The organism is Mycobacterium sp. TH-M25 (assembly GCF_057473665.1).
In genome coordinates this window covers 1-3,429 of record NZ_JBYCLA010000282.1, presented here as the reverse complement: position 1 = coordinate 3,429, position 3,429 = coordinate 1, and the positions used below count along the sequence as shown (strand labels likewise).

Genomic DNA, 3,429 nt, shown 5'->3' with positions numbered 1-3,429 from the left:
TCGACGCTGGTGGTGGCGGGTAAGACGGTGCAGCGGGTGGCAGCGACGGCGGGGGTGCTGGCCGATTGGATTGAGGGGGCCGGCGCTGAGGTGGCGTTGGCTGATGTGGCTCACACGTTGAATCATCATCGGTCGCGGCACGCCAAGTTTGGCACCGTGGTCGCTCGTGACCGGGTCCAGGCGGTGGCGGGATTGCGGGCGTTGGCCGCTGGCCAGCAGGCGCCCGGTGTGGTCGGGCCGCAGGATGGCACGCCTGGGCCGGGAACGGTGTTTGTGTATTCGGGGCGCGGTTCGCAGTGGGCGGGGATGGGGCGCCAGTTATTGGCTGATGAGCCGGCTTTCGCGGCTGCGGTGGCCGAGTTGGAGCCGGTGTTTGTCGCCCATGCCGGTTTCTCGCTGCACGATGTGCTGGCTAATGGTAAGGAACTGGTTGGTATCGAGCAGATCCAGCTGGGTTTGATCGGCATGCAGCTGACGCTGACCGAGTTGTGGCGGTCTTACGGGGTGCAACCGGATTTGGTGATCGGGCATTCGATGGGTGAGGTGGCCGCCGCGGTGGTGGCTGGGGCGCTGACTGCTGCCGAGGGGCTGCGGGTGACCGCTACCCGGTCGCGGCTGATGGCTCCGCTGTCCGGGCAGGGCGGCATGGCGCTGCTCGAGCTTGACGCGGCCGAGACGGAGGGGTTGATCGCCGACTATCCGCAGGTGACGTTGGGGATTTACAACTCGCCGCGCCAAACGGTGATCGCCGGGCCCACCGAACAGATCGATGAGTTGATCGACCGGGTGCGCGCGCAGAACCGGTTCGCCAGTCGGGTCAATATCGAAGTGGCTCCGCACAATCCGGCGATGGATGCGCTACAGCCTCAGATGCGTTCCGAGCTTGCCGATTTGGCTGCGCGGACCCCGACGATTCCGATCCTTTCCACCACCTACGCTGACCTCGGCTCGCGCCCGGTGTTCGATGCCGAGCACTGGGCCACCAATATGCGCAACCCAGTACGCTTCCAGCAGGCGATCACCCACGCCATTAGCAACCACCACACCTTCATCGAAATCAGCGCACACCCGCTATTGACTCAAGCCATTACCGACACGTGTGAGAGCGTGCAGCACGAAAGTAAGTATCGCGAATACTTGAGTATCGGGACCCTGCAACGCGATACCGACGACACCATCACCTTCCGCACCAACCTCAACACCGCCCGTCCGGCCAGCCCGCCTGACGTCCCTCATCCGTGCGAGCCGCACCCCCGCATCCCCACCACCCCTTGGCAACACACCCGCCACTGGATCACCACATCGCCGGCAAGCACGACCGCGCTGCAACATCCGGACCGCAACGGGGTTGCGATGCACGCGACCGGAACCGGAAACACCGAGCTCGATAGCTGGAGCTACCAGCTTGACTGGCCGGCTCGCCCCCGGACCAGTGAGCCTGGTGCGGCGCCGGCCAACAGCGGCTCGTGGCTGGTGGTATCCGATCCCGGGCTGTCGGACGAACTGGCCCGGTTGGCAATGGTGGCCGATCCTGCGTCCCGGGTTGAAGTCCTCGCACCTTCGGCGCTTGATCATGATGCGAGCACGCTGCACGACCTGCACAACGCTTTACGGGGTGTCGACAACGTGCTCTACGCACCGCCGGTCTCAGCCGAATCGGTCGACCCTGTCGATCCGGAGCCCGGGTACCGGCTGTTCCATGCGGTGCGACGGTTAGCGGCCGCGATGGTCGTGGGTACCTCGAAACCGAAGCTCGTCGTCGTGACCCGCAATGCCCAACCCATCGCAGTGGGTGAGCGCGCCAATCCCGCCCACGCGGTGCTGTGGGGTTTCGGCCGCACACTGGCGCTGGAGCATCCCGAAATTTGGGGTGGTGTCATCGATCTCGATGAGTCGATGCCTCCCGAGCTGGCCGCGCGGTGCGTATTGGACGAAGTCACCGGCCAGGACGAAAAAGACCGAGAGGACCAGGTCGTCTACCGAGCGGGTGTGCGCCGCGCGCCGCGGCTGCAGCGGCGAACCGCATCCGCGGTGTCGCCGGTGAAACTGAGTTCGGGGCAAGCCACCAGTCAGCTCGTCATCGGGGCCACCGGAAACATCGGACCGCACCTGATCCGTCAGCTCGCCGCAATGGGGGCCACGACGATCGTCACCGTGTCCCGCAATCCCGGCACCCGGCTGGCGGAGTTGGCCGCGAGCCTCGCCGCAACCGGGACGAACCTCATCTCAGTCGCCGCGGATGCGACCGACCCCGCCGCGATGACCGCCCTGTTCGATCGGTTCGGGGTGGATCTGCCTCCGCTGGAGGGAATCTACTTGGCGGCCTTTGCCGGCCAGCCGGTATTGCTGAGCGATATGACCGATGACGACGTGGCCGCGATGTTCCGACCCAAACTGAACGCCGCATCGCTGTTGCACCGTTTGTCGCTGAAACAGCCTGTGAAGTACTTTGTTTCGTTCTCCTCGATCTCAGGTCTCATCGGCTCGCGATGGCTGGCGCACTACACCGCGACTAGTGCCTTCCTGGACACTCTGGGCTACGCCCGGCGGCTGGTAGGACTGCCAGCCACCGTCGTGGCCTGGGGTTTGTGGAAATCGCTGGCCGACGCGCAGCAAGACGCGACCCAGGTGAGCGCTGAATCCGGCCTGCAACCCATGGCTGACGAAGTGGCGATCGGGGCGCTGCCGCTGGTGATGAACCCGGACGCGCCAGTGCATTCGGTTGTGGTGGCAGCGGATTGGCCGCTATTGGCCGCCGCATACCGCACCCGCGGGGCGCTGCGCATGGTCGACGACCTGTTGCCCGCGCCGGGCGAGGTGCCGATGCAGGAAAGCGAATTCCGCAAAGCCCTACGGAACTGCCAGGCAGAACGCCGACACGACATGTTGTTCGACCACGTCAGCGCCTTAGCCGCCAAGGTGATGGGAATGCCTCCCGCCGAAACGCTGGACCCGTCGGCCGGCTTCTTCCAACTTGGCATGGACTCGCTGATGAGCGTGACGCTGCAACGAGCCTTGTCGGACAGTCTTGGCGAATTTTTGCCGGCATCTGTCGTCTTTGATTACCCGACCGTGTACAGCCTTACCGACTATCTGGCCACCATCCTGCCTGAGCTCCTGCAAACAGAAGCACCATCTGAGCCGGCAACGGCCGACGCGTATGACGAATTCACCGAAGCCGAGTTGTTGGAACAACTTTCGGAAAGACTAAGAGGAACGCAATGACCGCCGCGACACCTGATCGCCGGGCGATCATCACCGAGGCGTTGCACAAGATCGATGATCTCACCGCACGCCTGGAAATCGCCGAAAAGTCCAGCACCGAGCCGATCGCAGTGATCGGCATGGGGTGCCGATTCCCGGGCGGGGTCAACAACCCCGAACAGTTCTGGGATCTGTTGCGCGATGGGCGAAATGGCATCGTTCGGG

General features: G+C 64.4%; 2 protein-coding genes. Both read left to right on the top strand.

The annotated features are described in order from the left end of the window. Positions 1-3,225 (top strand): SDR family NAD(P)-dependent oxidoreductase (locus tag AC2VOU_RS09555; protein ID WP_486957155.1); only part of this gene is annotated, 3,225 nt, incomplete at its 5' end. Continuing rightward, on the top strand, positions 3,222-3,429 hold a 208-nt coding region (locus tag AC2VOU_RS09550), incomplete at its 3' end, for a beta-ketoacyl synthase N-terminal-like domain-containing protein (RefSeq protein WP_486957154.1). The genes AC2VOU_RS09555 and AC2VOU_RS09550, both read left to right, overlap by 4 nt.